At 56.5% G+C, this 24239-nt stretch carries 26 protein-coding genes; 21 read left to right on the forward strand and 5 right to left on the reverse strand.

Annotated features, from left to right (window positions below):
• Together ABIE59_RS06160 and ABIE59_RS06165 are read right to left on the reverse strand one after the other, a co-directional pair.
• Positions 1–993, reverse strand: a complete 993-nt coding sequence (locus ABIE59_RS06160) for a WD40/YVTN/BNR-like repeat-containing protein (RefSeq protein ID WP_354445245.1) — start codon at positions 991–993, stop codon at positions 1–3.
• 249 nt (positions 994–1242) lie between these two features.
• A complete protein-coding gene (locus ABIE59_RS06165) occupies positions 1243–2946 on the reverse strand; it encodes a sigma 54-interacting transcriptional regulator (RefSeq protein ID WP_354445247.1) in 1704 nt (567 codons plus the stop codon).
• Positions 2947–3306: 360 nt separating this feature from the next.
• Here ABIE59_RS06165 and ABIE59_RS06170 point away from each other — a divergent pair, with 360 nt between their 5' ends.
• The 20 genes from ABIE59_RS06170 (at position 3307) to ABIE59_RS06265 (ending at position 19699) form a co-directional block, all read left to right on the forward strand.
• Positions 3307–3567 (forward strand): phenol hydroxylase subunit, encoded by a 261-nt coding sequence (locus tag ABIE59_RS06170; protein WP_126810796.1) that lies wholly within the window; start codon positions 3307–3309, stop codon positions 3565–3567.
• 52 nt (positions 3568–3619) lie between these two features.
• Entirely contained in the window at positions 3620–4621 is a 1002-nt protein-coding gene (locus ABIE59_RS06175; protein WP_354445249.1) for an aromatic/alkene monooxygenase hydroxylase subunit beta, read from the forward strand.
• Positions 4618–4887 (forward strand): MmoB/DmpM family protein, encoded by a 270-nt coding sequence (locus tag ABIE59_RS06180; protein ID WP_043313075.1) that lies wholly within the window; start codon positions 4618–4620, stop codon positions 4885–4887. Before ABIE59_RS06175 ends, ABIE59_RS06180 begins: the two co-directional genes overlap by 4 nt.
• 14 nt (positions 4888–4901) lie before the next feature.
• Positions 4902–6437: an aromatic/alkene/methane monooxygenase hydroxylase/oxygenase subunit alpha gene (locus ABIE59_RS06185; RefSeq protein ID WP_354445251.1), complete on the forward strand. Its 1536-nt coding sequence runs from the start codon at positions 4902–4904 to the stop codon at positions 6435–6437.
• 72 nt (positions 6438–6509) lie between these two features.
• The gene (locus tag ABIE59_RS06190) at positions 6510–6869 is read left to right on the forward strand and encodes a phenol hydroxylase subunit P4 (RefSeq protein WP_110070738.1); all 360 of its coding nucleotides are present in this window, start codon (positions 6510–6512) and stop codon (positions 6867–6869) included.
• Between the two features lie 10 nt (positions 6870–6879).
• Complete coding sequence (locus ABIE59_RS06195; RefSeq protein ID WP_354445253.1) at positions 6880–7941, forward strand: NADH:ubiquinone reductase (Na(+)-transporting) subunit F; 1062 nt, start codon at positions 6880–6882, stop codon at positions 7939–7941.
• Positions 7942–7956: 15 nt separating this feature from the next.
• The gene (locus tag ABIE59_RS06200; RefSeq protein WP_354445255.1) at positions 7957–8259 is read left to right on the forward strand and encodes a 2Fe-2S iron-sulfur cluster binding domain-containing protein; all 303 of its coding nucleotides are present in this window, start codon (positions 7957–7959) and stop codon (positions 8257–8259) included.
• Between the two features lie 29 nt (positions 8260–8288).
• Positions 8289–9212 (forward strand): catechol 2,3-dioxygenase, encoded by a 924-nt coding sequence (locus ABIE59_RS06205; protein WP_354445257.1) that lies wholly within the window; start codon positions 8289–8291, stop codon positions 9210–9212.
• A 46-nt stretch (positions 9213–9258) separates the two neighbouring features.
• A complete protein-coding gene (locus tag ABIE59_RS06210; protein ID WP_113880259.1) occupies positions 9259–10716 on the forward strand; it encodes a 2-hydroxymuconic semialdehyde dehydrogenase in 1458 nt (485 codons plus the stop codon).
• A gap of 7 nt (positions 10717–10723) precedes the next feature.
• Complete coding sequence (locus ABIE59_RS06215) at positions 10724–11584, forward strand: alpha/beta fold hydrolase (RefSeq protein WP_043313083.1); 861 nt, start codon at positions 10724–10726, stop codon at positions 11582–11584.
• Positions 11584–12369, forward strand: coding sequence for a 2-oxopent-4-enoate hydratase (dmpE, locus tag ABIE59_RS06220; protein WP_094624505.1), 786 nt, complete (start codon positions 11584–11586; stop codon positions 12367–12369). Before ABIE59_RS06215 ends, dmpE begins: the two co-directional genes overlap by 1 nt.
• 24 nt (positions 12370–12393) lie before the next feature.
• Entirely contained in the window at positions 12394–13329 is a 936-nt protein-coding gene (locus tag ABIE59_RS06225) for an acetaldehyde dehydrogenase (acetylating) (RefSeq protein ID WP_027951163.1), read from the forward strand.
• A gap of 13 nt (positions 13330–13342) precedes the next feature.
• Complete coding sequence (dmpG, locus tag ABIE59_RS06230; protein WP_286876896.1) at positions 13343–14380, forward strand: 4-hydroxy-2-oxovalerate aldolase; 1038 nt, start codon at positions 13343–13345, stop codon at positions 14378–14380.
• The gene (gene dmpH / locus ABIE59_RS06235) at positions 14377–15171 is read left to right on the forward strand and encodes a 2-oxo-3-hexenedioate decarboxylase (protein ID WP_176282652.1); all 795 of its coding nucleotides are present in this window, start codon (positions 14377–14379) and stop codon (positions 15169–15171) included. The genes dmpG and dmpH overlap by 4 nt, the downstream gene beginning before the upstream one ends.
• A gap of 9 nt (positions 15172–15180) precedes the next feature.
• On the forward strand, positions 15181–15372 hold the full coding sequence (thmT, locus tag ABIE59_RS06240) for a 2-hydroxymuconate tautomerase (RefSeq protein ID WP_027951160.1): 192 nt from the start codon (positions 15181–15183) through the stop codon (positions 15370–15372).
• A 37-nt stretch (positions 15373–15409) separates the two neighbouring features.
• The gene (locus ABIE59_RS06245; protein WP_354445261.1) at positions 15410–16096 is read left to right on the forward strand and encodes a hypothetical protein; all 687 of its coding nucleotides are present in this window, start codon (positions 15410–15412) and stop codon (positions 16094–16096) included.
• Between the two features lie 5 nt (positions 16097–16101).
• Positions 16102–16557 carry a GlcG/HbpS family heme-binding protein gene (locus tag ABIE59_RS06250; protein WP_176282654.1) on the forward strand — a complete coding sequence of 152 codons (456 nt, stop codon included), beginning with the start codon at positions 16102–16104 and terminating at the stop codon, positions 16555–16557.
• Complete coding sequence (locus ABIE59_RS06255; RefSeq protein WP_176282655.1) at positions 16557–17948, forward strand: amidase; 1392 nt, start codon at positions 16557–16559, stop codon at positions 17946–17948. Before ABIE59_RS06250 ends, ABIE59_RS06255 begins: the two co-directional genes overlap by 1 nt.
• Before the next feature lie 38 nt (positions 17949–17986).
• On the forward strand, positions 17987–18934 hold the full coding sequence (locus ABIE59_RS06260) for a ketopantoate reductase family protein (RefSeq protein WP_354445264.1): 948 nt from the start codon (positions 17987–17989) through the stop codon (positions 18932–18934).
• A gap of 9 nt (positions 18935–18943) precedes the next feature.
• Positions 18944–19699 (forward strand): fructosamine kinase family protein, encoded by a 756-nt coding sequence (locus tag ABIE59_RS06265; protein ID WP_354445266.1) that lies wholly within the window; start codon positions 18944–18946, stop codon positions 19697–19699.
• Here the strand turns inward: ABIE59_RS06265 and ABIE59_RS06270 are convergent, their stop codons facing one another.
• The 3 genes from ABIE59_RS06270 to ABIE59_RS06280 form a co-directional block, all read right to left on the reverse strand.
• Positions 19700–21013 carry a peptidoglycan DD-metalloendopeptidase family protein gene (locus ABIE59_RS06270; RefSeq protein WP_354445268.1) on the reverse strand — a complete coding sequence of 438 codons (1314 nt, stop codon included), beginning with the start codon at positions 21011–21013 and terminating at the stop codon, positions 19700–19702. It abuts the gene before it with no gap.
• Between the two features lie 186 nt (positions 21014–21199).
• Complete coding sequence (locus tag ABIE59_RS06275) at positions 21200–22609, reverse strand: cytochrome P450 (protein ID WP_354445270.1); 1410 nt, start codon at positions 22607–22609, stop codon at positions 21200–21202.
• Between the two features lie 71 nt (positions 22610–22680).
• A complete protein-coding gene (locus tag ABIE59_RS06280) occupies positions 22681–23001 on the reverse strand; it encodes a 2Fe-2S iron-sulfur cluster-binding protein (protein WP_354445272.1) in 321 nt (106 codons plus the stop codon).
• A gap of 166 nt (positions 23002–23167) precedes the next feature.
• Here ABIE59_RS06280 and cypR point away from each other — a divergent pair, with 166 nt between their 5' ends.
• Positions 23168–24196, forward strand: coding sequence for a transcriptional regulator CypR (gene cypR / locus ABIE59_RS06285; protein WP_354445274.1), 1029 nt, complete (start codon positions 23168–23170; stop codon positions 24194–24196).
• The last annotated feature ends 43 nt before the right edge of the window (positions 24197–24239 follow it).

Here is a 24239-nt window from a genome sequence, read left to right on the forward strand (position 1 = left end):
TCAGTCTGTGCTGGCGGCAAGGGCCGTTTGGGGTTTAATGTCGAATAGCAGGCCTCGGCCTCCGGCTATGAGAAGACGCTGGTCAGGCAGAGCCAGCCCGGCCCTGAGGTAGAGCGGCTGTTCGGATTCAGAGATCTTGTTCCAGGTATCTTGCTGCAGTTGCAGTACAGTGGCGTTGTCTGCCAACGCATAAAGGCTGGTGTCTCCAGCTATGAAACCGAAGATCGGAGCATTGGTTGCTGTCGACATCTGTTCCCAGTTCTGACCGCCGTCGTTGGTCTGGTAGATGAAGCCGCTAAGGCCGCCAATCCATCCGTTATCGGCGTCCTCGAAGTAACTGGTGTGAACGTAGAATTCGTCAGGGGCATACCCGGCAATATCCCAATTCTCACCACCATCTTCGCTCTTCAGAACAAGCCCGTATTCACCAGTTGCAATGGCCTGATCTTGGTTGATGAACTGGAGGTTATTGATGATGGCATCTTCGTAAAGGGAAGCCTCGTTCCATGATTCGCCCTGATCTGCACTGTGCTGAAACGTTGTGAAGCTCCCTGCAGTCACCCACTTGCCATCAGGCGAGCAGGCAACAGTCATCATCTGTTCCTGGCTCGGGAGGGCATGCTTTACCCAGTTCTTGGCGGATGCGTCACCGTGCCAGACGGTGTTATCAAAGCTAAGCGCAATGAAGCTTTGATCAGGACACGATGTAATCGACAGGAAGCTGCTCCCGGTGATTTCAGGTTGCCGTTTCCAGCTCTTCCCTTGATCACTGCTGGAGAGAAGAACGCCATCGTTGCCAGCAACAACAATAGTGTTCCGGTTGCTGGCCATGGCCTGATAGAAATCGGTTCTTTTGGTGGGCTGATTCTCAATGCTTCTAACCGCTTCAAGGTTGAGCGGGGCTTCGCATCCTGTCAGCAATAGTGTCGTGGCGCTGGTAAACACCAGTGCAACGCCGGAGGTGCGCAAAGAGCGCATAGGGGCTTCTTGCATTGTTCTGTCACCGTCTTTGTTTTTGTGAAGTAAAGCGACTGACGGTGATTCAGCAATGCCTGTGCCAGATTATTATTGATTTTTTAACATACTGAATAACAGGGGGTTTTCTGGGGAAGGTGGTATCTAAAGGATTGTGTGGATGACCATATTCAGCGTTGACTTTTATCAAGTGATAAATTCCAGATTCCAGTTGCTGATTTGATCAGTTTACGAAAGCAGCAACATCCGTGTCGCACTCAAACGGACTTAGTCCTCAGCGAGAATACCCGATTTCTTCAGGCGATAGGCAAGTGCCGGGCGGGTAAGCCCCAGCAGTCTCGCAGCTTTTGAAACGTTCTGGTTGGCTTGTTCCATCGCTTGCTTCATCAATGTTTCTTCAACTTGATCAAGGCTGATGCCCTGTTTGATAACCTGGTCTGACCAGCTTCTGCGCGAGTCGCCTGGCTCTCCGGCACGCATGTTTCCGTCATTATCAATGTGTTCGACAGAGTCCGGGTTGACATGAGGTGGAGTTACGAATAGCGCATCCTGACTGATAGTTTCGTTGTTGTCAGTGAGTATCACGCCCCGCTCGATCACGTTTTCCAGTTCACGGATGTTGCCCGGCCACCGGTATTGCATGCACAGCTCCAGGGCCTTGTCTGAGAGCCCCAGCGTTCGTTTGTCGTATTGGGCATGGAACTTCTCCAGAAAGTGGCTGGCCAGGAGTGGCAAGTCTTCCAGCCGATCTCGCAATGGTGGAATGTGTACGGGAAACACGTTCAGTCGATAAAACAGGTCTGCCCGAAATCTGCCGTCTTCAACCGCCTGTTCGAGACTCTCGTTGGTGGCTGCGATGACTCGGACGTTTACCTTCCGGGTACGATTGTCGCCGACTCTTTCGAGTTCGCTTTCCTGGAGTACCCGAAGAAGCGTGGCTTGTGCCCGGGGGGTTAGCTCAATGACCTCGTCCAGAAAGATCGTGCCGCCATCCGCTCTTTCAAAGCGGCCCTCCCGGGACTGATTGGCTCCGGTGTATGCACCTTTCTCTACACCGAAAAGTTCAGCTTCGATCAGGTCTGGTGGAATGGCTGCACAGTTCACCGCGATGAAGGGGCCATCAGAGCGCTCGCTGCGCAGGTGGACGCTTTTTGCGATGACCTCCTTGCCAACCCCTGTCTCGCCAAGCAGTAACACTGAAACCTTCCCCTGTGCTGCCTTGTCGATCATTTTGCAGACTTTGTTGTACGAAGCAGACTGCCCGATACCGTAGTACTGGCCTTGTTGTCTCTGCAGCGTGCTGCGTAGGGAGTTCAGCTGTACCTGAAGGTCGTAGAGTTCTTCGATCATTGGGTCTGCTTTGAAGTAACGGGAGAACTCTTCCGCGTCGGGCCATTCTTCCGCGGGCTTTCCCTCTATTATGCAGGTTTCGTCACCGCAGCCGCGGCAGCTGACTTCCCGGAAGATGATCTCCCTCCCCATAAACGAGGAAGTGTACGCGCAGGCATAGCCCAGCAAGACCCAGCAGGCGGGCTCCTTCATTTGGCCGAGTTCGGTTTTGCAGATTTCAACTTCCCAGGAGTCGATCCACTCGAGCCGGCCATAGAAATCGCCCGCTTCCTGGTCAAGGTCAATCTCCAGGGGAACAACTTTCACCATTCCTTTGAGGGAGTGGAGCTGGGGGCCTGCAAGAAAAATGTCCAGCTCGCTACAGTGAGGGCGCAGCTTGCGGGCAAGCTCTGCATCTTTGAGGCCGGACAGGTACCCCAGTCGCAAGAAAAAGCCCTTGGCTCTTTCTATGCCCATGCTATTGACAATTTCGCGACGGAAGGCCGCTAGTGATGTCAGGTTCATCAGCAACATGCGTTGCTCGCCAAACCAGATTTTGCCTTCCGAGCTGTGGAAATGAATCTGCTCCGTCAGATCCTTGAAGTCCGTGTAGTTCAGTTGTGGCTTATAACTGACAGCCATGGTCGGAGACCCCCGTTAATTATTGTGGGTGGGGAGCGGCTCTGGTGGAGCTCATTAATTGATCATCTAGCACATGATCGAAGTCAAAAATCAACCAAATAGTAAAAATTGGCAGCTGAAATGGTAATTGGCGGTTAGTCGACCATTTGCGGAGGTGTCTCCTTTTATTGATCATTTGATGAAAAATCGACGGTGGTTTGGGTGGCCTGATGTCCCTAGGTCTCAGCGTAGAAATTTTCTGTGAATAGAAAAGGTGTTTTGAATCAGTCTCCTGTGATTGTGTTTCCGCACAAAGACTAAAAGTGGCACAGGCGTTGCTCAATACTTGTCAGCCAACAAAAAACACAATCGGGGCTAACCATGACTAACGCAACCAACGAAAAAACCTTTGACGAAATGACTCGCTATATCCGGGTCCGCAGCGAGCCCGGCGACAAATTCGTGGAATTTGACTTTGCCATTGGTCATCCGGAGTTATTCGTTGAACTGGTGCTACCCAAAGAAGCTTTCGAAATTTTCTGCAAGCACAACAACGTAGTCCACATGGATTCGGAAATGATCCGCGAGATCGACGAAGACATGGTCAAGTGGCGCTTCGGAGAGCGCGGCCAACGTTACTGAATATTAGCAACACCCACAATCTGATCCACAAAAACAAAACGGAAAGGTTGATATGAGTATCGAAATCAAAACCACCTCGGTGGAGCCCATTCGTCACACCTACAGTCACATTGCGCGCCGATTTGGTGACAAGCCGGCGACTCGCTATCAGGAGGCGAGCTACGACCTGGAGGCGAAAACCAACTTCCACTATCGCCCCCAATGGGATTCCCGATACGAGCTCAATGATGATCGCCGTACCGCCATCCGCATGGACGACTGGTACGCGGTGTCTGATCCCCGTCAGTACTACTACGGCGTTTACGTAGGCAACCGGGCCAAAATGCAGGAGTCCGCCGAGACCAGCTTTGGTTTTTGCGACAAGCGCAACTTGTTGACCCGCCTGCCCGAAGAAACCCAGAAGCTGTTGCTGCGCCTGATGGTGCCCCTGCGCCATGTGGAACTGGGCGCCAACATGAACAACAGCAAGATCGCGGGTGACGCTGTAGCCACCACTGTTTCCCAGATGCACATCTACGCCGCGATGGATCGTCTGGGCATTGGTCAGTACCTGTCTCGCATTGCTCTGTTGATTGACGGTAGTAGCGGTAAGGCACTGGACGAGTCCAAAGGCTACTGGATGGATGACGAGCTGTGGCAGCCCATGCGCAAACTCGTGGAGGACACCCTGGTCGTTGATGACTGGTTCGAACTGACCCTGGTTCAAAACATTCTGTTGGATGGACTGATGTACACCCTGGTGTACGACAAAATGGATGCCTGGCTTGCGACTCAGGGTGCGGAAGACGTTTCCATGCTCACCGAGTTCATGCGCGACTGGTACAAAGAATCCCTTCGCTGGACCAACGCCATGATCAAAGCCGTCGCCGGTGAGAGCGAAGCCAATTGCGAACTGCTCCAGACTTGGATCGATCAGTGGGAGCCGCAGGTCTATAGCGCTCTCCAACCACTGGCAGAAGCCTCGGTGGGTATTGACGCTCTGGACGAAGCCCGGGCGGAGCTTTCTACCCGCCTGAAGAAATTCGGACTGCAGAGTAGGGGAGTCTCAGCATGAGCCAGTTGGTATTCATTGTATTTCAGGACAACGACGACTCTCGCTACCTCGCCGAAGCGGTTATGGAGGATAACCCTCATGCGGAAATACAGCACCAGCCTGCGTTGATCCGGATCCAGGCTGAGAAGCGCCTGGTGATAAACCGGGAAACGATGGAAGAAAAGCTGGCTCGCGATTGGGATGTTCAGGAAATGCTCGTAAACGTCATCAGCATCGGCGGCAATGTCGATGAGGACGATGACCATTTTATTCTTGAGTGGAATTAATTGGGAGAATCATCATGGCTGTTCAAAACAAGAAATTGAATCTCAAAGACAAATACCAGTATCTGACCCGCGACATGAGTTGGGAGCCTACCTACCAGAAAAAAGAAGACATTTTTCCGCACGAGGACTTTGAAGGTATCAAGATTACCGATTGGTCTCAGTGGGAAGACCCATTCCGTCTGACCATGGATTCGTACTGGAAGTATCAGGCGGAAAAAGAGAAGAAGCTGTACGCCATTTTTGATGCGTTTGCCCAGAATAATGGCCACCAGAACATTTCAGACGCTCGCTACGTCAACGCCCTGAAGCTGTTCATAGGTGGCATATCTCCGTTGGAACATGGGGCCTACCAGGGTTATGCCAAGGCAGGTCGTCAGTTCAGTGGTGCTGGTGCGCGGGTGGCTTGTCAGATGCAGTCGATTGACGAGTTGCGTCATTCGCAGACCCAGCAACACGCCATGAGTCATTACAACAAGCACTTTAACGGCCTGCATGATGCTGCGCACATGCACGACCGGGTGTGGTTCCTGTCGGTGCCCAAGTCGTTCTTTGACGATGCCCGCACCGCTGGCCCGTTCGAATTCCTGACCGCCATTTCGTTCTCGTTCGAGTATGTGCTGACTAACCTCGTGTTCGTTCCGTTTATGTCGGGCGCCGCATACAACGGCGACATGGCCACCGTGACCTTCGGCTTCTCTGCCCAGTCAGACGAAGCACGCCACATGACCTTGGGCCTTGAGGTGATCAAGTTCATCCTGGAGCAGCACGAAGACAACGTGCCCATTGTTCAGCGCTGGATCGATAAGTGGTTCTGGCGCGGATTCCGCCTGCTCAGCCTGGTCAGCCTGATGATGGACTACATGCTGCCGAACAAGGTGATGAGCTGGGCCGAGGCCTGGGAAGTGTATTACGAGCAGAACGGTGGAGCCCTGTTCAAGGATCTGGAGCGTTACGGCATCCGTCCGCCCAAGTACCAGGAGGTGGCCAACGATGCCAAGCATCACCTGAGCCACCAGCTGTGGACCACTTTCTACCAGTATAGCTATGCCACCAACTTCCATACCTGGGTGCCAGAGAAGGAAGAAATGGACTGGATGTCTGAAAAGTACCCGGACACTTTCGACAAGTACTACCGTCCGCGCTACGAGTTCCTGGCGAAAGAGGCCGCCGCTGGCCGTCGCTTCTACAACAACACCCTGCCGCAACTGTGCCAGGTGTGCCAGGTACCGAACCTGTTCACCGAAATGGGCGCGCCCACCAAGTTGAGCCATCGTCAGTTGGTTCATGAAGGCGAGCGTTACCATTTCTGCTCCGAAGGATGCTGCGACATCTTCAAGCACGAGCCGGAAAAATACGTGCAGGCCTGGCTGCCGGTGCATCAGATCTATCAGGGTAACTGCGAAGGCGAAGATATCGAGACCGTGGTGCAGAAGTACTACCACATCAACATCGGCGAGGACAATTTCGAGTACCTCGGTTCGCCGGACCACAAGCGCTGGATGGCCATCAAGGGCGAAAAGCCTGCTGATGAGAACCAGGACGCCGCCTGATACTGACCCGGGAGTCGCCCGGTAGCCACTGGCGCCGGGCGAACCACCCACAAAAACAACAAGGTGACCATCATGAGTGTAAACGCTTTATACGACTACAAATTCGAGCCCAAAGACAAGGTCGAGAACTTTAACGGCATGCAGCTGTTGTATGTCTACTGGACTGATCACCTGATGTTCTGCGCGCCGTTAGCGTTGTCGGTTCAGCCGGACATGACCTTCCGTGCCCTGATTGAAGAAATTCTCAAGCCGGCAACTGCAGCGCACCCGGATTCTAGCAAGGCGGATTTCCTGAATGCCGAATGGCTGTTGAACGATGAGCCGTTTACCCCGGATGCGGATGCCAGCCTGATAGATAACGGCATTGATCACAAAAGCATGCTGACGGTCACAACACCTGACCTCAAAGGCATGGCTGGCGTCGGATACTGAGGGTAGTGCTATGAGCCATACCGTAACTATCGAACCCATTGGCGAGCAGATCGAAGTGGAGGAAGGCCAGACCATCCTCGCGGCGGCGCTCCGCCAGGGCGTCTGGTTGCCGTTTGCATGCGGTCACGGCACCTGTGCTACCTGCAAGGTGCAGGTGCTTGAGGGCGACGTCGAGATTGGCGACGCCTCACCGTTTGCCCTGATGGACGTGGAGCGAGGCGAAGGCAAGGTGCTGGCCTGCTGCGCCACAGTGGAAAGCGACGTGACCATCGAAGCCGATATCGATGTCGACCCGGACTTCGAGGGCTACCCGGTGGAGGATTACGTAGCGACAGTAACGGATATTGTTGACCTGTCGCCCACCATCAAGGGTCTGCACCTGAAACTGGACCGCCCGATGACCTTCCAGGCCGGCCAGTACATCAACATCGAAGTGCCCGGAGTTGAGGGTGCCCGCGCGTTCTCACTCGCTAACCCGCCAGGCAAGCCCGATGAAGTGGAGCTGCACATTCGCCTGGTTGAAGGGGGCGCTGCAACCACCTACATCCACGAGCAGCTGAAAGCAGGCGATGAACTGAACCTGTCCGGCCCCTATGGGCAGTTCTTTGTGCGCAGTTCTCAGCCTGGTGATCTGATCTTCATCGCGGGTGGTTCAGGGCTTTCCAGTCCGCAATCGATGATTCTCGACCTGCTGGAGCAGAACGACGAACGCAAGATCGTGTTGTTCCAGGGCGCCCGCAATGCCGCAGAACTCTACAACCGCGAACTGTTTGAAGCACTGGATCGTGACCATGACAACTTCACCTACGTGCCGGCCTTGAGCCAGGCCGAAGATGATGCCGACTGGCAGGGTTTCCGTGGTTACGTTCACGACGCTGCCAAGGAACACTTTGACGGCCGGTTCGCCGGTAACAAGGCCTACCTGTGTGGTCCGCCACCGATGATTGATGCCGCCATTACTGTCCTGATGCAGGGCCGGTTGTTTGAGCGGGATATCTTCATGGAGAAATTCCTGACAGCGGCAGATGGTGCAGAAGAGACCCAGCGTTCGGCCCTGTTCAAGAAAATCTGACCCGGAGGGTGGGCGATGGTTGCTTACCAGGTATACAACCGGACAACCGGTGACCGCTTTAGCTGCGAGGAAGGGCAGAGCGTACTCAAGGCCATGGAATCGAAGGGCTACAAGTGTGTGCCGGTGGGTTGCCGGGGTGGAGGCTGCGGCTTCTGCATGATCAAAGTAATTAGCGGCAGTTATGAGTGCGGAAAGATGAGTAAGCGCCACTGTCCGCCTGAGGCATTGGAGAACGGGGAAGTGCTGGCTTGCCGCATCTACCCGACAAAGGATCTGGTTATCGAATGTCATTCTGAAGCCGGCAATGCTGCCGACTGAACAAGAACAAAAGACTAGAGGAAATCGTCATGAGAAAAGGTGTAATGCGTCCCGGTCACGTACAGGTACGGGTTCTGGATATCGATGAAGCCGTCCAACACTATACCGAGCTGCTGGGCATGATCGAAACCGATCGTGACGACCAGGGCCGGGTGTACCTGAAGGCGTGGACCGAAGTAGACAAATTCTCCCTGATATTGCGGGAAGCCGACGAGCCGGGTTGTGACTTCATGGGTTTCAAGGTTATTGATGAAGCCGCGCTGAACCAGCTGGAAAAAGACCTGGTTGCCCACGGTCTGGAAGTGGAACACCTGCCAGCAGGCGAGCTGAAAGACTGCGGCCGCCGGATTCGGTTCACTGTGGCATCCGGCCATGCTTTCGAGCTGTATGCCGATAAGGAATACACCGGCAAGTGGGGCGTCAGCGACGTCAATCCGGAAGCCTGGCCCCGCGGTCTGAAGGGCATGAAAGCCGTGCGCTTTGACCACTGCCTGTTCTATGGCCCCAACCTGGCTGCTGTGTACGATGTATTCGTGAACGTGCTGGGCTTCCATCTGGCCGAGCAGGTAATCGATCCGGAAGGTACGCGCATTGCCCAGTTCCTGACTGCCTCGATGAAAGAGCACGACATCGCCTTTATCCACAGTGATAAGCCGGGCCAGTTCCATCATGCGTCGTTCTTCCTGGAAACCTGGGAAGACGTACTGCGGGCGGCGGACCTGATCTCCATGACCGATACCTCCATCGATATCGGCCCGACCCGTCATGGCCTGACTCACGGCAAGACCATTTACTTCTTCGATCCGTCCGGAAACCGCAACGAAGTGTTCTGCGGCGGCGACTATCACTACCCGGATCACAAACCCATTACCTGGAAGGCAGAAGACCTCGGTAAGGCGATTTTCTACCACGATCGCGTACTGAACGAACGCTTCCTGACCGTGTTGACCTGATTACCAACAGGCCAAACGGGATTCAATTTAACAGGACTAGGCAGCCATGAAAGAGTTCAAACATTTTATCAACGGCGAGTACGTGGCTTCGGCCAGCGGCAAAACTTTCGAAAATCGCTCCCCGGTGGACAACAGCCTGATTGGCCAGGTTCACGAGGCCGGTGAGGCGGAAGTCGATGCTGCCGTTCGTGCCGCTAAAGCCGCGCTTAAGGGCCCCTGGAGCAAGCTGACCCAAAACCAGCGTGCCGCCATGTTGAACAAGATCGCAGACCGCATTAATGAGCGTTTCGACGAATTCCTGGCCGCAGAGTGCCTGGACACGGGCAAACCGCGCTCAATGGCCAGCCATATCGACATTCCCCGTGGCGCAGCCAACTTTAAAGAATTTGCTGACAGTATGAATCATCCGACTGAAGGCTTCCGAATGGATACCCCGGATGGCAAGGGTGCTTTAAACGTAGGCCATCGGACGCCAAAAGGCGTTATTGCCGTGGTGTCTCCATGGAACCTTCCCCTGTTGTTGATGACCTTCAAGGTGGGCCCTGCGCTGGCCTGTGGTAACACGGTTGTTGTTAAACCGTCGGAAGAAACACCTGCTACGGCCACTTTGCTGGGTGAGGTCATGAACGAGTGTGGTGTGCCACCAGGTGTGTTTAATGTGGTGCACGGTTTTGGCCCTGACTCTGCGGGTGCTTTCCTGACGTCTCATCCATTAGTGGATGCGATCACCTTCACCGGTGAAACCCGTACCGGTGAGATCATTATGAAAGCCGCCGCAGTGGGCCTTCGTAATGTTTCCATGGAGTGCGGCGGAAAAAACCCTGGCCTTGTGTTCGCCGACTGCGATCTCGAAAAAGCCGTGGAGGGCACGATGCGCTCCGCGTTTGTCAACTGTGGTCAGGTTTGTTTGGGCACCGAGCGGGTCTATGTGGAGCGTTCGATATTTGACCAGTTTCTCGCCCGTATGAAAGAAGAGGTGGCCAAGCTGAAACTGGGCCGACCAGAAGATCCCGATGCGAATTTCGGGCCGCTGGTCAGCTTGGAGCATCGTGACAAAGTTAAAAGCTATTACGACTTGGCTCGCGAAGAGGGTGCAACCGTCGAGATTGGTGGAGGCATTCCCGATATGGGCGCAGAGCTGAACGATGGCGCCTGGATTGAACCGACCATCTGGACCGGCCTGCCTGAAGACGCCCGTGTTATCCGCGAGGAAATTTTTGGTCCGTGCTGTCACATCCGTCCGTTCGATACCGAAGAAGAAGCCATCGAGTTGGCCAATGACACCAGCTACGGTCTTGCCTGCGCCATCTGGACAGAAAATTCTGCCCGGGCTCTCCGCGTGGCGGAACAGATGGAAGTTGGTCTGGCGTGGGTGAACTCCTGGTTCCTGCGTGATCTGCGCACATCCTTCGGCGGCGCCAAACAATCAGGGATTGGTCGTGAGGGCGGCGTGCATGGTCTGGAGTTCTACACTGAAACCAAAAACATCTGTATCAAACTGTGAGGTAGCCATGAACGTACCTGTAGACAGCCCTGAAATCGGGCGTGAGATCACCGCGGCCGGCTACCGGACCAATGTGCACGATCACGGCGAAGGTGGCTTCCCATTGATGATGATTCACGGTTCCGGCCCCGGGGTAACCGCCTGGGCCAACTGGCGCCTGGTGATTCCCGAGCTGGCCAAACACCGCCGTGTGGTTGCGCCGGACATGCTCGGCTTTGGTTACAGCGAGCGCCCGGAAGACAAGATCTATAACCGTGAGCGTTGGGTAAAACACGCCATCGGTGTTTTGGACGAGCTGGGGCTTGATCAGGTCGATCTGGTGGGCAACTCCTTCGGGGGTGGTCTGTCATTGTCGTTGGCCATCGAGCATCCAGAGCGCGTTCGCCGTCTGGTGCTGATGGGCTCTGCCGGGGTCAGCTTTCCGATCACCAAAGGCCTGGATGAAGTCTGGGGTTACCAGCCCTCGCTGGAAACCATGCGCCGGTTGATGGATGTATTTGCCTTCAACAAGGGGCTGTTGACCGACGAACTGGCAGAAATGCGTTACCAGGCAAGCGTTCGCCCCGGCTTTCAGGAATCCTTTGCCGCCATGTTTCCGGCCCCGCGCCAGCGTTGGGTGGACAACCTGGCCAGCCCTGAAGAGGCGATCCGCGCGCTGCCCCACGAGACGCTGATCATTCACGGACGTGAAGACGAAGTGATTCCACTGGAGGCATCACTCAAGTTGGCTGAGCTGATTGATCGTGCCCAGTTGCATGTGTTCGGCCGCTGCGGTCACTGGACACAGATTGAACACGCCTCCCGGTTTGCCCGTCTGGTTGACGATTTCCTGAACGAAGCGGATCAAGCCGCTGCCGGAGACAAATAATGGATAAGCAAAAAATCCAGCAGTTCGGCGACGAACTCTACGAAGCCATGGTCAAGCGGGAAGCAGTCTCCCCGCTGACCAGCCGTGGCGAAGACATCAGCATCGAGGATGCCTACCACATCTCCCTGCGCATGCTTGAGCGCCGGCAGCAAGCCGGTGCCCGGGTAATTGGCAAAAAGATCGGCGTCACCAGCAAGGCGGTGATGAACATGCTGAATGTACACCAGCCCGATTTCGGTTACCTGACCGACGACATGGTGTTTAACAGTGGAGAAGCCGTGCCCATCAGCGACCGGCTGATTGCGCCAAGGGCTGAGGGAGAGATTGCCTTCATCCTGAAGAAAGATCTGGCCGGCCCCGGCGTGACCAATGCCGACGTGCTGGCGGCCACCGAATGCGTAATACCGTGTTTCGAGATCGTCGATTCACGCATTCAGGACTGGAAGATCGCCATTCAGGACACCATCGCTGATAACGCTTCCTGCGGTTTGTTTGTGCTGGGTGACAACGCGGTCTCCCCTCGGGATGTTGACCTGGTGACTTGCGGCATGGTGGTGGAGAAGAACGGTTCCATCATCAGCACCGGCGCCGGCGCAGCCGCGTTGAGCTCTCCAGTGAACTGCGTGGCTTGGCTGGCCAACACCCTGGGCGAGTTTGGTATTTCCCTGAAGGCAGGTGAAGTCATCCTGTCGGGCTCCCTGGTACCGCTGGAGCCGGTGAAAGCCGGTGACACCATGCGTGTGGACATTGGCGGGATTGGCAGCGCTTCTGTGCGCTTTGTCTGATCCGGACCAAACGAGGACAAGATTATGAGCAAGAAAATCAAAGCCGCGATTATCGGCTCGGGCAACATCGGCACCGACTTGATGATCAAGATCCTGCGTAATGGCAAGAACATCGAAATGGGCGCCATGGTCGGTATCGACCCGGAATCCGACGGCCTGGCCCGTGCCAACCGCATGGGCGTCGCCACCACCCACGAAGGCGTGGACGGCCTGGTGAAGATGCCGGAGTTTGCCGACATCGACATCGTGTTTGATGCCACCTCTGCCGGTGCCCACATGCACAACGAAGTGTTCCTGCGTGGCCACAAAGAAAACATCAAGATTGTGGACCTGACGCCGGCGGCCATCGGGCCGTACTGCGTGCCGGTAGTGAACCTGGAACAGAACCTGAATGAAGGTAACGTGAACATGGTTACCTGCGGTGGTCAGGCCACGATTCCGATGGTGGCCGCTGTGTCTCGCGTGGCCAAGGTGCACTACGCCGAAATCGTTGCGTCGATTTCCAGTAAGTCTGCCGGCCCCGGCACCCGCGCCAACATCGACGAGTTCACCGAAACCACCTCCAAGGCCATCGAAGTGGTCGGTGGCGCCCAGAAGGGCAAGGCCATCATCATCCTGAACCCGGCTGAGCCGCCCTTGCTGATGCGTGACACCGTCTACGTGCTGTCTGACGCTGCTGATCAGGCGGAAGTGGAAGCCTCCGTCGAAGAAATGGTGCAAGCCGTGTCGTCCTACGTGCCGGGCTACCGCCTCAAGCAGAAAGTCCAGTTCGACCTCATTCCTGAAGACCAGCCCATGAACGTCCCGGGTCTCGGCCGCTTCAGTGGCTTGAAAACCTCCATCTTCCTGGAAGTGGAAGGTGCGGCCCATTACCTGCCCGCGTACGCCGGCAACCTGGACATCATGACCTCCGCCGCCCTCGGTACCGCCGAGCGCATCGCCGAATCGCTGGTCAACTGAGGAGGACCGAACCATGACCTTTAACCCCGGTAAAAAACTCTACATCTCCGACGTGACCCTGCGAGACGGCAGCCACGCCATTCGTCACCAGTACTCCATCAAGAACGTGCAGGACATCGCACGGGCCCTGGACAAGGCGAAAGTCGACAGCATTGAAGTCGCCCACGGCGACGGCCTGCAAGGCTCCAGCTTTAACTATGGCTTTGGCGCCCACACCGACCTGGAGTGGATCGAAGCCGTGGCCGAAGTGGTGGAACACGCCCAGATTGCCACCTTGCTGCTGCCCGGTATCGGTACCGTCCACGACCTGGACAACGCCTACAAAGCCGGTGCCCGCATTGTTCGTGTCGCCACTCACTGCACCGAAGCCGATGTCTCCAAACAGCACATCGAGCACGCAAGAAAGCTGGGCATGGACACCGTCGGCTTCCTGATGATGAGCCACATGCAGACCCCGCAGGGCCTGGCTGAACAGGCGAAGATGATGGAAGACTACGGCGCCACCTGCCTGTACGTGGTGGACTCCGGCGGTGCCATGAACATGAACGACATCCGGGACCGCTTCCGGGCCCTGAAAGACGTTCTCAAGCCTGAAACCAAAACCGGTATCCACGCCCACCACAACCTGGCGCTGGGCGTGGCCAACTCCATCGTCGCAGTGGAAGAAGGCTGTGACCGCATCGACGCCAGCCTCTCCGGCATGGGTGCCGGTGCCGGTAACGCCCCGCTGGAAGTGTGCATTGCCGCCTTCGACAAAATGGGCTGGGACCATGGCACCGACGTGTACGCCCTGATGGACGCGGCTGACGACATCGTGCGCCCGCTGCAGGACCGCCCGGTGCGTGTGGACCGTGAAACCCTGGCGCTGGGCTATGCCGGCGTTTACTCCAGCTTCCTGCGCCACTCCGAAGTGGCGGCCCAGAAGTATGGCCTGAAGACTGTGGATATTCTCGTTGAACTGGGCAAACGCCGGATGGTGGGTGGCCAGGAAGACATGATCGTGGACGTGGCGCTGGATCTGCTGAAGGCGCAAGAGGAGCAAAAAGCATGAGCAAGACCCTGAGCAATGATCAGATGCTGGCCCTGGCCGAGCACGTAGAGAGCGCCGAACTGAACGCCCGCGATATCACCAAGGTCACCAATGATTATCCGGACATGACCTTTGAAGACGCCTACGACGTGCAGTGGGAAATCCGTCGTCGCAAGGAAGAGCGTGGAAACAAGGTTGTGGGCATGAAAATGGGCCTGACCTCCTGGGCCAAGATGGCCCAGATGGGCGTGGAAACCCCGATCTATGGCTTCCTGGCAGATTACTTCAGCGTGCCGGACGGCGGTGTGGTCAATACCAAGGAGCTGATTCATCCGAAAATCGAAGCCGAAATCGCCTTCGTGACCAAGGCGCCCCTGCATGGCCCCGGTTGCCATATCGGTGACGTCCTGGCCGCCACCGACTTCGTGATTCCGGCGGTGGAAGTGATCGACTCCCGCTACGAGAACTTCAAGTTCGACCTGGTGAGCGTGGTGGCTGACAACGCCTCCTCCAGCCGGTTTATCACCGGTGGCACTATGGCGAACTTGGCCGATCTAGACCTTAAAACCCTAGGAGTGGTGGTGGAAAAGAACGGTGAAGTGGTAGACGTGGGCGCTGGTGCTGCTGTGCTGGGCCATCCGGCGTCTAGCGTTGCCATGCTTGCTAACCTACTGGCTGAGCGCGGTGAACACATTCCGGCCGGTACTTTTATTATGACCGGCGGAATCACAGCGGCAATTGCGGTGGAAGCCGGAGATAACATCAGCGTTCGCTACCAGGGGCTGGGTACTGTCACGGCCCGGTTCGAATAAGGAGGTTATATGCCCGTTGCCCAAATCAACATCCTGGAAGGTCGTACCGACGAGCAAAAGGAGATGCTGATCCACGAGGTAACCGACGCCATTGTCCGTTCCCTCGGAGCGCCGGTTGAAAGTGTGCGCGTCATTCTCAACGAGATGCCCAAGCAACATTTCGGCATTGGCGGGCAGTCGGCGAAAAAGCTGGGGCGATAAGCCCCGGCGATGATTGCGGATTTTTAGGAGAAGGCAAATGAGCAAACTTCCAGTGTTATTTGTCTCCTGCGATGCGGACAACATCCAGTCCCGGGAACAAGCCGGCTCAGGGCCTGCACGGATGATCTGGGGCAAGCAGTACAAAAGCGTGGTGGTGATCAGCTCCAGTGCCGGCCAAAATGCCCCGGAAATCCTGCAGCTCAAAGGCAGCGGCTCCACCTCGGGCAGGATAAAGGCGCTGCTCTCAGACCAGGGTTTTGAGCCGGAAGTGCATTCACGGGACGTATCGAGCAGGCACCAGTTGTTCCGGGTGCTTCTGGCAGAGGAGCCGGGGGAGTTAACGGAACTCATCCTTAATACCGGTATGAGTGAGCTTGAATACCGGCGAGTCGGGCGGTGTCTGGAGGTGCTTCGGGAACAGGAGGTCCTTGTGATCTGCCTCGATGACAAGCCTTGCCATAGAGAAGCATACGGTGTTTCCCTGCACGACCGGCATTTACGGGAGCTACTCAGTGCCTGGGCACAGGATCAGCAGTGGGTCGCCATGATGTCATTCAAGGGCGATGCTGCGGGCTCCACCCAAACCAATCGCCTGGATGACCCGACGGTGTGCCTGCTCAATGCCGCGTTTACCCTGGGGGGCTCGCAGTTTCCGCAACGGATGTTCAGCAGTGGAATGAACAATGCGGCACAGATGCTGTCCGGATTTGGCTGGATGAGATAGCAACTATGGATAACAACCAGGAACTCACACTCGTACAACCCTCGTTTTCTTTGACTGAACAAACGTCGCTAAGTTTGCTTCAGGCGGCCATTAACAAGGCTGGAGAGCTGGGCATCAAGGCGACGGTGTCGGTTGTCGATGCCTCAGGGCGTCAGTTGGCTTTCCTTAAAATGGCGGGCTCCTTTCTCGTGTCTTCCGAGCTGTCGCAGAAAAAAGCCATCACGGCGGCCGGTATGGGCCTCAACACGGTAGATCTTGAAAACGTGTTGGCTTCAGCCCCTGCCAGGGTGCTGGATGGCCTCAACCAGGCCGGCGACTTCACCATGATTGGCGGCGGCGTTCCGCTCTACCGGGATGGCGTTCTGGTCGGTGGCATCGGGGTGTCTGGGGGTAGCGAAGATGAAGACATCGAATGCGCCCGTTTTGCCGCACAAGCTATTGACCTTGCCAAGGAATCGTAATGGCTCAAGCGCCACTGTTGGCAACGCCGTTAAGGCAGCTGGCACAACAGCTTGAGTCCGGAACCCGGACTGGTGAGGCTCTGGTCGAAGCGGCCATTGATGCCGCTAAGACGGGTGATCACGGTGCCTATGTCAGTTGGCGCCCGGAGTCTGCGCTCGAACTTGCCCGTGCCGGAGACAAGGTAAGGGCTGCAGGCGGTAACACCGGGCCTTTGATGGGCATACCTGTGTCGGTGAAAGATCTGTTCGGTGTGCCCGGTTTTCCAACCTATGCCGGTTGCTCCCGTGCGTTGCCAGAACACTGGCAGCAGGCAGGCCCCCTCATTCACGCCCTCCAGTCCCAACTGGCGCCCGTAGTGGGTAAAACCCATTGCGTGGAATTGGCGTTCGGAGGGCTCGGTACTAATAGCCACTGGGGAACCCCCAGAAACCCTTGGGACAAGCGTGTTCACCGTGTTCCTGGTGGCTCCAGTTCCGGTGCCGGTGTTTCCCTGATCAATGGAACTGCCGCGTTGGCCCTGGGCACCGATACCGCCGGTTCCGTTCGTGTGCCCGCCGCGATGACCGGCGTGGCGGGGCTGAAATTAACTGCCGGGCGATGGCCAACATCGCAGATTGTGCCCCTGTCGAGTACCTTGGACACGCCCGGGTTGCTGGCCCACCGTGTCGATGACCTGGCCTATGCCTTCAGTGCTCTGGACCCGGTTGTTCGGAAACAAGGCAGACAGCTGCCCGCGGTCCCGGACCTTGCCAGTCTCACCTTCGGTGTCCCCTCAGCGTTCTTTTGGGAAGACTGCAGCCCCGGCATTGCCGAAACCGTAGAGCAGGCTTTGAGGTCCTTGGAAAGGGCGGGTGCCCGGCTGGTTCGATTTAATTTGTGGGGGCTCGATGAAATCTATGGACTGTTTCTTCAGGGTGGTGTGGCGGCGCCGGAACTGGCGGCTTTTATCCGGCAAGAACTGCCGGAGATTATGCCCGCGCTGGATCCAAACGTAGCGGCAAGGTTGCGCACCGCTGGGGAGCTGCCGGCCTGGGAATATATCCACAGGCTGGACCTCATCAAGCGCCTGTCAGTCAGCGCCGCCAACGAATTGCAGGGTATCGATGCCCTGCTGATGCCGACGGTTACGCTGACACCGCCTGCGGTGGATAGTCTGGATGAACCGGGGGCCTATGCGGCGGCAAACATGCAGGCCTTGCGTAACACCGCCATGGTCAACTATCTGGGCCTGTGTGGACTAACCCTGCCAGTGGGGAAAGATAAAGCCGGGATGCCAGTTGGTTTGCAGTTGTTAAAAGGACCATGGCAGGAAGGCCGGCTTCTGGCGATTGGCCAGGCAGTTGAACGTTGCCTGGGTTTCGGTCCTGATATACTCGGAAGTTGTCCATGAATCCTATTTGACCAACATCCTGACGTATCGAGGTTGCAGTGGCTGCGTTAAAAATTCTGATGATCGGTGCCGGCGGCATCGGAGGCTACTACGCCGCAAGGCTGGCTGAAGCTGGACACCAGGTTGTGCTGACGGCGCGTGGCAGTCACCTTCAGGCACTTAAAGCGGATGGCCTGACCGTTGATTATGAAGGTCGGGTGCTCTGGCATGCTCTTCCTGCCTGTGATCATCAGACGCTCCTTCGGGATTACCATCCGAACGATTTTGATCTAGTTGCCATTGCCCTCAAATCCACGGCCACCGGTGCCGTCATGACCGAACTTTGTGACTGGCTGCGTTCCGGTTCCGTACCGGTGCTGTCATTGCAGAATGGCGTTGATAACGAACCCCTGATTGCCGAAGTGGTGGGTGAGGCGCGTGTGCTCGGTGGCCTGGCCGTGCGCATTGGTGGCCATATTACTGAACCCGGTAAGGTGTTTGCCGAAGGCGTGGCCCAGATCGTGATGGGCGCCTGGCCCGCACAGCAACCGAAAGACGATCCGCGTGCGGATTTTCTCAAGGTTCTGGAAGTTGCTTTTAATGAAGCCGGTATTCCCACCACTATGACTGAAAACATCCGGTATGAACTCTGGCGCAAGTTGGTCATCAACAACGGAGTGAATCCGTTGTCAGCGCTCACTCATCTGGATACCCGCAGCCTGACTCATCACCCTGAGTTCGGTAAGGTGGTGTACGGCATGATGGCGGAAACCGTGAAGGCATCGGAAGCAGACGGCGTAAACCTGACCCAGCAAGACCTGGATGACATGTTCGAGCTGATCAGCAACTTCAACGCCATTAAAACCTCCATGCTGGTGGACAAGGAAAAAGGCCGCCCGCTGGAGCTGGACAGCATTGCCGGGGCGGTGCTGCGCCGGTGTGAGCAACTGGGCGTAGACGCGCCGTATACCTTTACCGTGAATGCCTTGCTGCGCCAGCAGCAATAGGGCACCGATATGTTTGTCAAAACCAACACCACCGGATTTTCTGATGCATTAACCCGCGAGGCGGAGGGGCTCGAAAGCCTGCGCGAAGCGCTGGTACAGGCTGGTGTGGAGCATGTAAGGATTCCGGAAGTGGCTGAGGTCGATCAGCACCAGCTGGTGATGACCCAGATCGTGTCGGTTGCCCCGGACGACCGATGCCTGACACGGCTGGGTGAGGGCCTGGCCCGATTACACCAACAAAAGCGGGAACACTACGGCTGGGGCCGGGATAATTACATCGGTTTGTCACCGCAACCCAATGAGTATATGGACTCCTGGGGGCAGTTCTTTGTCGCCTATCGACTCCGGTACCAGGTCAGCCGGATTGCAGATCCTGTTTTCCGGGAAAAATTTCAACGGGTTCTTGACCAATCCGGCGCTGCGCTCGCCCGATGGCTGGACAGCCACTGCGAGCACCCCAGCCTCCTGCACGGTGATTTGTGGAATGGCAATGCGTCGTTCGATCACGAGGGCCCTTGGTTAATTGACCCTGCGGTGTACCAGGGTGACCGGGAAGCGGATATTGCCATGACGGAGATGTTTGGTGGCTTCGGTGCGGCTTTCTATAGCGCTTATGACAGGGTCTATCCTCGCTCAAGCGTTTATGCCACCAAGCGCGAGATCTATAACCTCTACCATTACCTGAATCACTACAACCTGTTTGGCGCCGGCTATCTGGGGGGATGCGAGCGGGGTATGGCGGTGGTTGCAGAGTTTCAGGGCTGATTATTCAAACGAAACCCGAGCGCCCGCCAGCATCAGATTAGACCGGCTACCAGCGCGTTCCATCACCGCGAGTTTGTAGGAGGCGTCCTCTTTGAACGCTTTGGCGTATTCGCCGGGGATGTCCGCGGCAGTGGGTATGTCAGCCTTGAGAGGATTCACCGGCCGGCCATTCACATGCAGTTCAAAGTGCAGGTGAGCACCGGTGCTGCGTCCGGTGTTGCCAGACAGTGCGATTCTGTCGCCCCGCTGAATGGATTGCCCCTTCTTGACCAGAATCCTGTGAAGGTGCAGATAGCGGGTTTTGTAGGCGTTGCCGTGGTCGATGTCGATGTATTTGCCCGCGAAAGGGTGGTTGCCCACGCGTTGCACAATGCCGTCACCGGTGCTGAAAACGGGCGTGCCGACGGGGGTGGCAAGGTCAACACCGTTGTGTGGGGCGATGCGCTTGGTGACCGGATGCTTCCGGTTCGGGTTGAAGTGTGAGCTGACCCGGTATGGGGTTTTGGTGGGCCATCGGCGGAAGGCCGGTAGCACGCTTTTACCGTCCTGGTCGTAATAGTTGCCATCGTCAAACCGGAAAGCGGTATGGGTGCGCGAGCCTCGTTTCAGGGAGATCGCCTCAACCCGGCTTTTACCGGTGGTCTGGTCCTCGGTCATTTCATGGCTGACGATCACGGCAAACTGGTCGCCGGCCCGTAAGTCGCGCCGAAAATTCAGACGGTATTCCAGCAACCGGCTGACCGAAGCAATCTGGTGTGCTGTCAGCCCGGCCTTCACCGCCGAAACGTAGAAACTGCCCTCAATGGAGCCCCGGAGTACTTCCGATACCCAATGGGTGTCCGCCTCGATTCTGCGGTATTCAAACTGGTCGTCGTCGGTTCGGGTGAAGAACACTGTGCGGGCCGCATCAATCTCCAGGGCAAGTTCCATGAACCGGTTCTGATCATCAAAGGTCAGCCGCAGCTGTGTGCCGGGCTGCAGTGTCTCCAGGGCCAGGTATTCCACATCGGCTTCGAGAATCTTGTTCAAATCCGAGCCCGGCGCGCCGGCAGCGCTGAAAATGCTGCTCAGGGTATCGCCTGACTGCACTTCATGGCGCTGTGTGCGGGTATCTGGACGCAATTCGGAAAACGCTTCAGGCTGTGCCTCGGTGCCGGTAGCCGGGGCGGTTGGAGTAACCTGGGGCTCAATTGACAGGGCGGGTATCTTCGCTGAGGAACTTTGAGTGGACCAGAAACTGGCAACCAGTACCAGTACAACGGTGATGCCAAGAAGTGTTTTGTGGGTTGGCGTGAATGCCTGGTGTTCTGCCATTATTCAATAGTCCCCGCTTGCCCTGTCATCAATCGACTGAGTGGTCGGCAAGTCGTAAATCGGATTGCAAACTGCACGCGCAAGCGTACTCTGCAACCAGTTTAACAGGTGATGGCAAGTCTGTGGTAACCCCTGCGTTCTGGCAGCGATCTCAGGTCGCAGGGGAAAGGCGTGGTCTCCTCCAGGCTATTGTCTGGCGCGGAGTTTTACTGTCATTGCGCTGTAGCCCCGGACAAAGTTGGATTGTACGTACTCAGGCTCGGCCAACACGTCAATGTTGTCAAAGCGCTTCAATATCTCCTCCCAGAGTATCCGCAACTGCATCTCAGCCAGGCGATTGCCCATGCATCGGTGCACACCGAAACCGAAAGACAGATGTTTGCGCACGTTCTTGCGGTCGATGATGAACTGGTCCGGGTCTTGCTCAAAGGCTCGTTCGTCCCGGTTGCCCGAGGCGTACCACATCACCACCTTGTCGCCCTGTTTGATGGTCTGCCCGTTCAGGGTGACATCCTGCTTGGCGACACGGCGCATATAGGCCAATGGTGTTTGCCAGCGGATGATCTCCGAAACCATGTTGGGAATCAGGTCCGGCTTTTGCTTGAGCTTGGTGAACTCCTCGGGGAACTGATTGAGCGCCAGCACGCCCCCCGTCATGGAGTTACGGGTGGTGTCGTTGCCACCAATGATCAGCAGTACCATGTTGCCCATAAACTCCATGGGGCGGTTGATCATATCCCTGGTGTCCTCGTTGGCCAGCAGCAAGCTGATAAGATCGAACCCGGTTTCCTCGCCGGCCGCTTTCCGAGCCTCTTTCTCCCGCCACAGTGAGGACATCTGCTGCGCCATGTCTGCCGCGGCTCTGAAAAACTCGTCACGATTGGCGTGCCCTCCGGTGGATTCCGGCGCGCCGGAGGCCACGTCCGACCAGTAAGCCAGTTTGTGGCGTTGCTCAAAGGGGAAATCGAACAGGGTGGCCAGCATGCGGGAAGTGAGTTCAACCGATACCCGCTGGACCCAGTCAAAAGGCTCATCCACGGGCAGGTGGTCCAACACGTCGGCGGTGCGGCTGCGAATCAGCGCTTCCATTTGTGCCAGGTTTTTGGGTGCTACCACACCCTGTACCGCCTGGCGCTGGGCGTCGTGTTTGGGCGGGTCCATGGCAATAAAGGTTTCTATTTCCAGCCCCTCGGGTTGCGGCCCTATAGAGATAATGGGTTCTGCGGAGAACAGGTCATGGCGGGTGTCCACGAACATAATGTCTTCGTATCGTGTCACCGACCAGAACGGGCCGAACGGACTCGCCTTCTGAAAGTGCACAGGGCACTCATCCCGAACCCGTTTGAAGTAGGAACGCCAAAGCCCCTGCCGATACAGGAACGGGTTGCTGAGATCGATGTCTTCGATCGCGAGCGTTGAGACATCGGGCAGCGGCGCTTCTTTGAATACAGGCACCGGCCGGTCCTTGCCAATGCGATGTTTCACATGCTGAAAGGCATGCGCGCCTTTGATTTGCCAGTGGATGGGAATGATCGACGTGGCTTTGTTCAGGGCGGGCTGAATAACAGGTTCAAGCAACGGGCTCAGTACGCGCATACAGCACCTCAGAGTTCGTAGTGATTGTTGATGGGGGCATCCGGAGGTTCCGGGTGTGCCCCGGGGGTTGCCTACATCTGGAATTCCGGCAGGCGCACGATCAGGCCATCCAGGGCTTCCGTGAGAGTTATCTGGCATGACAAACGAGAGGTGTCGGTGATTTCGGGCGTGAGCCCCAACATGCCCTGCTCGTCGGCATTGATGCCGCCGGTGGCGTGAAGCCATTGCTCATCTACGATCACATGGCAGGTTCCGCATGCACAGGCGCCACCGCAATCGGCATCAATGCCGGGGATGCCATTGTCGACGGCGACCTGCATCAGGGATTGGCCCGCTTCGATCTCCACAACATGTGCTGTACCACTGTGCTCGATAAACGTAATTCGACCCATAACCACCTCGCTTTTGTTATTCGGGGGCGTTGTTCTATAAATCGCAGGTTACGTGACGCCGTTGGCCCGGGGCAGGTCATTAGTTGACATGACAGGGTCATTTCAAGACACTTTTGAGGCGCTTCCACGCGAGCGCCGTCGTCAACCAGTGGAAATAACAACAACGATGCGCGAAGTCGACCTGAATCTGGCGTGTATACCTTCGAATTACAGCCGATTGATCGCCCGTGAGCTGGGCCTGTTGGCGCGGGATGTGTCTGCTTTATTGGCAGCGACGCAGCTGTCGGTCGATCAGTTTTTGCAGGAAGGCACCCTGCTGACGCCGCAACAACAACTGCAAATCCTGCAGAACAGTATTCGGCTGGCTAACGATGACACCCTGGGATTACGCTTGGGGCAGCGCATGACTTCACCCACCCACGGTGCCATGGGGTTTCTGGTTAACAGTAGCCCGGACTTGCTCACCGCGATCCGGGCATTTCAGGCATTTCTACCCACACGAATGAATCTTGCCCGGCTGGAGTTGGTCACAAGGGGTGACTCGCTGGAGTTGACCTGCCAGTTCGATATGGAGCTGTCTGAGGCGTTGCTGCGGGTACTGAGCGAGATTTTTGCGGTTATTTTCTTTGACTGCGCCGAGTTCATTGTTGGCCGTCCTTTGGACGAAGTGGTCAGCTACTTTACTTATCCGGCGCCTGCCTACGGTGATCGTTATGCTGATCACATCCCCGGGCGTATCGAATTCGGTGCCCAATCGCTTTCGCTGGTAATACCCCTTGAGGTGTGCAAGGTCCCCAATGCCTCAGCGAATCATGAAAACTACACAATGGCGTTGCAACAGTGCGAATCGATGCTTGCACAGCTGCATTCGGATAAGAGAACCTGCAAGTATCAAGTCCAGAAAATGATGCTTTCGCACCCACCCGGAGTGTTGAGCGAAGACGAAGCTGCCGCCGCACTGTTCATCTGCAAGCGCACGCTGGCAAGGCGATTAACGGCGGAGGGAACCAGCTTCCGGAAACTGCGAGACGACATTCTGTCGCAACAGGCACTCGGATACCTGCGCGATGGCACGATGTCTGTTGAGGCCATGGCTGAGTTGCTGAACTACCACGACAGTGCCAATTTCCGTCGGGCCTTTAAACGGTGGTTTGGTGTAACTCCGGACGAATACCGGCGTGACAACGTTTCCTGATGGTGCGCCTTCGGGTAATGGGTAATCGGGGCCTGTTACCGTG

The organism is Marinobacter sp. MBR-99 (assembly GCF_040547575.1).
Classification (GTDB): Bacteria; Pseudomonadota; Gammaproteobacteria; order Pseudomonadales; family Oleiphilaceae; genus Marinobacter.

Coding starts and splice junctions, on each gene's coding strand:
- ABIE59_RS06160 (WP_354445245.1), bottom strand. CDS start 993: ATGCAAGAAGCCCCTATGCGCTCTTTGCGCACCTCCGGCGTTGCACTG.
- ABIE59_RS06165 (WP_354445247.1), bottom strand. CDS start 2,946: ATGGCTGTCAGTTATAAGCCACAACTGAACTACACGGACTTCAAGGAT.
- ABIE59_RS06170 (WP_126810796.1), top strand. CDS start 3,307: ATGACTAACGCAACCAACGAAAAAACCTTTGACGAAATGACTCGCTAT.
- ABIE59_RS06175 (WP_354445249.1), top strand. CDS start 3,620: ATGAGTATCGAAATCAAAACCACCTCGGTGGAGCCCATTCGTCACACC.
- ABIE59_RS06180 (WP_043313075.1), top strand. CDS start 4,618: ATGAGCCAGTTGGTATTCATTGTATTTCAGGACAACGACGACTCTCGC.
- ABIE59_RS06185 (WP_354445251.1), top strand. CDS start 4,902: ATGGCTGTTCAAAACAAGAAATTGAATCTCAAAGACAAATACCAGTAT.
- ABIE59_RS06190 (WP_110070738.1), top strand. CDS start 6,510: ATGAGTGTAAACGCTTTATACGACTACAAATTCGAGCCCAAAGACAAG.
- ABIE59_RS06195 (WP_354445253.1), top strand. CDS start 6,880: ATGAGCCATACCGTAACTATCGAACCCATTGGCGAGCAGATCGAAGTG.
- ABIE59_RS06200 (WP_354445255.1), top strand. CDS start 7,957: ATGGTTGCTTACCAGGTATACAACCGGACAACCGGTGACCGCTTTAGC.
- ABIE59_RS06205 (WP_354445257.1), top strand. CDS start 8,289: ATGAGAAAAGGTGTAATGCGTCCCGGTCACGTACAGGTACGGGTTCTG.
- ABIE59_RS06210 (WP_113880259.1), top strand. CDS start 9,259: ATGAAAGAGTTCAAACATTTTATCAACGGCGAGTACGTGGCTTCGGCC.
- ABIE59_RS06215 (WP_043313083.1), top strand. CDS start 10,724: ATGAACGTACCTGTAGACAGCCCTGAAATCGGGCGTGAGATCACCGCG.
- dmpE (WP_094624505.1), top strand. CDS start 11,584: ATGGATAAGCAAAAAATCCAGCAGTTCGGCGACGAACTCTACGAAGCC.
- ABIE59_RS06225 (WP_027951163.1), top strand. CDS start 12,394: ATGAGCAAGAAAATCAAAGCCGCGATTATCGGCTCGGGCAACATCGGC.
- dmpG (WP_286876896.1), top strand. CDS start 13,343: ATGACCTTTAACCCCGGTAAAAAACTCTACATCTCCGACGTGACCCTG.
- dmpH (WP_176282652.1), top strand. CDS start 14,377: ATGAGCAAGACCCTGAGCAATGATCAGATGCTGGCCCTGGCCGAGCAC.
- thmT (WP_027951160.1), top strand. CDS start 15,181: ATGCCCGTTGCCCAAATCAACATCCTGGAAGGTCGTACCGACGAGCAA.
- ABIE59_RS06245 (WP_354445261.1), top strand. CDS start 15,410: ATGAGCAAACTTCCAGTGTTATTTGTCTCCTGCGATGCGGACAACATC.
- ABIE59_RS06250 (WP_176282654.1), top strand. CDS start 16,102: ATGGATAACAACCAGGAACTCACACTCGTACAACCCTCGTTTTCTTTG.
- ABIE59_RS06255 (WP_176282655.1), top strand. CDS start 16,557: ATGGCTCAAGCGCCACTGTTGGCAACGCCGTTAAGGCAGCTGGCACAA.
- ABIE59_RS06265 (WP_354445266.1), top strand. CDS start 18,944: ATGTTTGTCAAAACCAACACCACCGGATTTTCTGATGCATTAACCCGC.
- ABIE59_RS06270 (WP_354445268.1), bottom strand. CDS start 21,013: ATGGCAGAACACCAGGCATTCACGCCAACCCACAAAACACTTCTTGGC.
- ABIE59_RS06275 (WP_354445270.1), bottom strand. CDS start 22,609: ATGCGCGTACTGAGCCCGTTGCTTGAACCTGTTATTCAGCCCGCCCTG.
- ABIE59_RS06280 (WP_354445272.1), bottom strand. CDS start 23,001: ATGGGTCGAATTACGTTTATCGAGCACAGTGGTACAGCACATGTTGTG.
- cypR (WP_354445274.1), top strand. CDS start 23,168: ATGCGCGAAGTCGACCTGAATCTGGCGTGTATACCTTCGAATTACAGC.